Raw genomic sequence first — 5,453 nt, 5'->3', positions numbered from 1 at the left:
CAGATGTTGGCGCGCCTAAAGCACGCGGGGGCCCATGCGTCAAGCGAGTTGCAGCGCGCGTACCTGGTCACGCAACAGGCTGATCGCAGCCTTGATCTCCTCTCCAACAAGGCTGAGGACAACCATATTCGCCCATGTGCCCCCGGCGGTGCGCATGTAATTGCGGATCAGCCCTTCGCGCTGGGCGCCCATCTTGGAAAAGGCGCGGATCGCGCGATCATTCTGTTCCGGCACGAAATAGGAGATCCGGCGGAAGCGGGCGGCATGGGCGCGGGTAAGCAAGGCAAGCTGGGTCGCCGGCACAATCGCGGTGCCGCGATACTTCTTCGGATGCCAGACAAACCCGATTTCGAGCCGCCGGTGCGTGCGGGAGACCCGTTCGAACGCAGCGAGGCCCGCAAACTCTCCCGTCGCCTTGTCGACAACATAGAAGGGATAGAAGGTCTCGGTCGCCTTCATGTCCAGGCTATGGTCCATATAGGCCTCAAGGCTGGTGCCGGTCGGCATGACCGGCATCCATTGCCACATGGATTCGGCTATCCCGGTCGCAAGCACGACCTCCTTGTGTTCCGCCGTGAGCGTGTCGAGGCGAACCACATCATTTTCCGGGGCCGGGTCAGCGAGGTTCATATTTCAAATCATTAGGCCAGAGGCCGGGCATGGCAAGCAAAACCATACCCGGACTTATAAGTTCCTTTTTAAAACTTTTATATAGTTTCAAAAAGGAACTTATGTTGCTCATTTCATGCCGAACAATTGCCGCGTCAGATAGGTGAATTCCAGCGCCGAGCGCTTGGCACGCTCCTTCTGGTTCGCCGCTGCCGAGTGACCGCCATCAATATTCTCATAATAGTAGAAGGGCAGGCCAGCGGCCTCGAACTTCGCCGCCATCTTGCGGGCATGACCGGGATGGACCCGATCATCCTTGGTCGAGGTCACGAAGAAGGGCACTGGATAGTCCCGCGTGGCATCGAAATTCTGGTAGGGCGAGATGGTCTCGAGGAAATCGCGCTCTTCCGCCACGTCTGGTGAGCCATACTCATCGACCCATGAGGCCCCTGCGAGCAACAGATGGTAGCGCATCATGTCGAGCAGCGGCACCTGAACAACGACCGCATTCCAGAGATCTGGCCGCTGGTTCAGCATGACGCCCATCAGCAGGCCGCCATTCGAGCCGCCCATGATGCCAAGATGCTTCGGCGAGGTAACGCCCCGCGCAACGAGATCTTCGCCGACCGAGATGAAGTCGTCATAGATACGCTGGCGGTTTTGCTTCAGGCCGGCCTGATGCCATTCCGGGCCGAATTCGCCGCCGCCCCGGATATTGGCGAGCACATAGGCGCCGCCTTTTTCGAGCCAGAGCCGGCCCGTAACCGGGCTGTAGGAGGGGTTCAGTGACACCTGGAAGCCGCCATAGCCGTAGAGAAGCGTCGGCGTGGTGCCGTCGAGCGGCAAATCAGCCTTGCTGACGAGGAAGTAGGGAACGCGCGTCCCGTCTTTCGACGTCGCGAAATGCTGCGTCACTTTCAGGCCGGTGGCGTCGAATTTCGGCGGCAGGCTTTTCAGTGTTGTGACGTCTCCAGTCGCCGCATTGTAGGAGAGCAGCGAATCCGGCGTCAGGAAGTCTTCGTAATTGATGAAGACCGTTTCTTCCTCATCACTCGCAAAGGCGATGTTCGCCTGTCCCGTACCCGGCAGCGCTACGGCTTCGAGCGTCCAGCCAGCATCCCCAGCCTCGGCCCGCATCACCTTGCCAACGGCCGTATCGCTAACGCCCAGCAGCAGCGCGCCCTTGGCGATGGACACGCCTTCCAGGGCCTGCGTTTCGCTCGGATGGAAGACGAGGGAAACAGGCGGCAATTCGCGGGTTTCCATGAAGGCATCGACATTGAACGCAACCAGATCGCCGGACTTGAATGAAACGGCCTGTCCTGCCGGGGCCCAGTCTTCCTGCAACGAGACCAGCAATTGTCCCTGATAGACGCCTTCCGGAGAGGATTTCGGCGGGATGGGCCACCGGACCGGATCAGTCTCGCCTTCCGGGAACCACCAATAGCGCGTCGTGAAGAAAGTGTCGGCCTGCGCAGCGCCCTGCAGGATACGCCCGTCCTCCAGTTCCAGAGCCATCGGCCAGACGCCAACATCTTTGGCCTCGCCGCGGATCAACTCTTCAGCCGACTCCAGAGGCGCGCCGCGCTCCCAGCGCTTTACGATGAAGGGATAGCCCGATGCCGTCAGCGTGCCCTCGCCCCAATCGGTCGCGATCAACAACGTGTCCGGGCTGGCCCAGGCGCCGCCCTGCTTGGCTTCCGGCGTCACGAACCCGTCTTCGACGAATTGCTTTGTCGACAGGTCGAATTCGCGCCGAATGACGGCGTCCTTGCCGCCATTCGACAGGGACACCATGCATTTGTAGCCGGCATCGCTGCCCTTCGGGCGGAAACAGTCGGCCCCCTTGTAGACCCAGTTCTTGCCTTCGGTCTCGGCCAGCTGGTCAAAGTCGAGCACAATTTCCCATTCCGGGGCGTCGGTCGCATAGCTTTCCAGCGATGTGCGGCGCCACAGGCCGCGAACATGCGTGTCATCCTGCCAGAAATTGTAGACCATGCCCTCGCGGATCGTGCCGTAAGGAATACGCTCCGCCGAGGTCAGCGCTTCAACAGCCGCCTTCTCGTAGACCGCATAATTCTGGTCGGCCTGAAGTTCGGCAAGAGAGCGCTCATTCTGGCCCCGCACCCAGCTGAGCGCCGCGTCGCCTTCAACATCTTCCAGCCAGAGATACGGATCCTCGGCTGCGGCGTCCGAGGCGTGCGAAGAAGGAATTGTGTCTGCCAAGGGGGTCTCCATTGAGGCTTGGGTTCCGCAGGCCACAAGGGCGAGGAGGCTGAGCGGAGCGAAATATTTGTGCATGGTCTCTCCGGTATCGGTAAGTCTTCATGGGTTAACTGGTCTGGACGAAAAACAATTCCAGCCCTGTCACCCTAATTGACCAAATCCTGCCCCGGAAGGTGGCACAATGGCATGCTGGGAAATTATCCAACCCGTTCAAAAGTGATGCGTTCCACCAGCAGCGCGCGCGACTTTTCAGGCACGACCGGCCGGATGGCGAAATAGTCAAATCCCTGATCGCCGATATGGTCAGGCACGACATATTCGAAACTGAAATCCTCGAACCCCTGGGCAAGATCAAAGACCTGCCAGCCCGAATCTCCGTCTCGGCCAACCGAATAGTTTACCTTGGCCTGCATCGCGCCCTTCTGGTCAGCCGGCCGCATGCGGACCGTGCACCGGATGCGGTGTCCGGAGAACTGGACTTCAAGGTCGCTGGCGAGCCGGAAATGTGGCCCCTCTTCCGCGTCCGGCCCCAGCAGGCCTGCCTGCGCTTCGATATAGAGCAAATAGTCACCGTCGCTGTCGCGCGCGAGTTCGGTTATCGCGTCTCCGCCCGCCAACACCTTGTTCAGGAATTCCCCCTCAACCGTGATGAGGTCATAATTGGACCCGTCCCCCGTCACTGCCCCATCCGGCAGGCGGCCAATGGCCGGCCAGATGGCAAGCATGACCATGCCCAAGGCAAGCAGAAGGGCCAGAGGGAAGAATATCCGGTCTTTCATGAATGGGGGAACTCTTTCACAGTTCGGCGGTGGGAGCCGCTAGCCAAGGACTGGCACTCCTGTTAGCAGGAAGCCGAACGGTTTGGCGAGCCGTAGACGCCGTCTTGCATGCAATTAACGGGGGCGAGTTCCATGTCGAAATCGGCATTGCGGCGCCGGGCCAAGGAGGCGCGCCACTGGCTGTTCGAAGCCTGTTTCCCGCTCTGGAGCGAGCGCGGCATCAGTGAATCCGGCCTGTTTCGTGAAATGTTGTCCCTCGACCATATGCCTGTGGCGGAAGAGTTCACACGCGTACGTGTCCAGGCTCGGCAAACCTTTGTCTTCGCACAGGCCGCCCTGCTAGGCTGGAAACCCGACACCGCCCGCGATCTGGTGGAACAGGGCGTGCGCACCTTGAGCGGCCTTGCCCGCCGGGAAGATGGCCTCGTCGGCCATAGCATCAAGGCGGATGCCAGCGGCTTCGCCGATGATAGGCCGGACCTCTACGATCTCGCCTTTACGCTCTATGCGCTCGCCGTCTCCAGCCAGGCACTGGAAGATGGCAGCGGTGCGATTGCGTCGGCGCGCGCCTTGCTTGACGCGCTGGACCGACGCCTGAAGGACCGGACGAATGGCGGGTATGCCGAAACCCTGCCGCCCCCCTCACGCCGCTCTCAAAATCCGCATATGCACCTGCTGGAAGCCAGTCTCGCCCTGCACCGGGCAGACCCTGAAGGCGGCCATCTCGCGCGGGCCACCCACCTCATCACTCTGTTTCACGAGAAATTCACCGCCGGACCCGGCGGCCTGCTGGGCGAAGTCTTCGCCCCGGACTGGAGCGAAGGTCCGGGCGACGCCGCCCGGATCGTGGAGCCCGGCCATCAATTCGAATGGGTCTGGTTGCTCAACACCTATGCGGAAGCCATCGGCGAGCCCATGGCGCCAATCGCTGGCCGTCTCTACAGCTTTGCCGCCAGCACGCTGGACGAGGATGGCCGCGCCCTGCTGGAAGTCAGCCGGGAGGGTATCCCGCACGATGCCGGCCGGCGCAGCTGGTCGCAATCGGAAGCGCTGAAAGCCCATCTCGTCATGTTGGAAATGACCAATGATGACGCCATCGCCGCGGCCGCCTGCCAGAGCTTCGACATATTGATGGACGAGCATCTGACGCCCGAAGGCGGCTGGATCGAACAGTATGATGGCGATGGTCATATCGTCTCGACCACCATGCCCGCCTCGACCGGATATCATGTGGCGCTCGCCTTTTCAGAGCTGATCCGCGTCATGGACGCTTGAACCGCGGCGTTTTTGCCCCGAAAAGGGCCCGGAACTGATCAAGAAGGAAATATTCATGCCCAGACTAGCTCTCGTCCGCCACGGCCAGTCCGAATGGAATTTGCAAAACCGGTTCACTGGCTGGTGGGACGCCGACCTGACCGAGAAGGGCGAAGCCGAAGCAAAGAAATCCGGCGACTTGCTCAAGGCGTGCGATGCCGATTTCCGCGCCGCCTTTACCAGCGTCCAGACGCGCGCCATTCGCACGCTCTGGCTGGCGCTGACGGAAATGGACCGCGTCTGGCTGCCCGTGACCAAGCATTGGCGCCTCAATGAGCGCCACTATGGCGGCCTGACCGGGCTCGACAAGGCCGAGACCGCGGCCAAGCATGGCGACGAGCAGGTCCATATCTGGCGCCGCTCCTATGACATCCCGCCGCCGCCCCTTGAGGCCGGCAGCGAGTTCGATCTCTCGGCCGACCCGCGTTACAAGGGTATCGACATTCCCAACACCGAAAGCCTGAAGCTGACGCTGGAACGCGTCCTGCCCTATTGGGAAGAGGCGATCACGCCGGTCCTGAAGTC

General features: G+C 61.2%; 5 protein-coding genes. 2 read left to right on the top strand and 3 right to left on the bottom strand.

The annotated features are described in order from the left end of the window. Positions 1-39 precede the first annotated feature (39 nt). The 3 genes from B2344_RS09950 to B2344_RS09940 form a co-directional block, all read right to left on the bottom strand. Entirely contained in the window at positions 40-630 is a 591-nt protein-coding gene (locus B2344_RS09950) for a GNAT family N-acetyltransferase (RefSeq protein WP_290485141.1), read from the bottom strand. A gap of 108 nt (positions 631-738) precedes the next feature. Then, on the bottom strand, positions 739-2,835 hold the full coding sequence (locus tag B2344_RS09945) for a prolyl oligopeptidase family serine peptidase (protein ID WP_290485140.1): 2,097 nt from the start codon (positions 2,833-2,835) through the stop codon (positions 739-741). Positions 2,836-3,032: 197 nt separating this feature from the next. Beyond that, entirely contained in the window at positions 3,033-3,614 is a 582-nt protein-coding gene (locus tag B2344_RS09940) for a hypothetical protein (protein ID WP_290485139.1), read from the bottom strand. 132 nt (positions 3,615-3,746) lie between these two features. Between B2344_RS09940 and B2344_RS09935 the strand changes: the two genes are divergently transcribed. Both B2344_RS09935 and B2344_RS09930 read left to right on the top strand, forming a co-directional pair. Then, positions 3,747-4,889: an AGE family epimerase/isomerase gene (locus tag B2344_RS09935; RefSeq protein WP_290485138.1), complete on the top strand. Its 1,143-nt coding sequence runs from the start codon at positions 3,747-3,749 to the stop codon at positions 4,887-4,889. A 55-nt stretch (positions 4,890-4,944) separates the two neighbouring features. After that, positions 4,945-5,453, top strand: a 509-nt coding sequence (locus tag B2344_RS09930; RefSeq protein WP_290485137.1) for a 2,3-bisphosphoglycerate-dependent phosphoglycerate mutase, incomplete at its 3' end; no start/stop codon positions are given.

The organism is Hyphomonas sp. UBA3195 (assembly GCF_002366485.1).
Classification (GTDB): Bacteria; Pseudomonadota; Alphaproteobacteria; order Caulobacterales; family Hyphomonadaceae; genus Hyphomonas.
The sequence above is the reverse complement of the archived record's forward strand: the minus strand, read 5'-3'. Positions and strand labels throughout refer to the sequence as shown.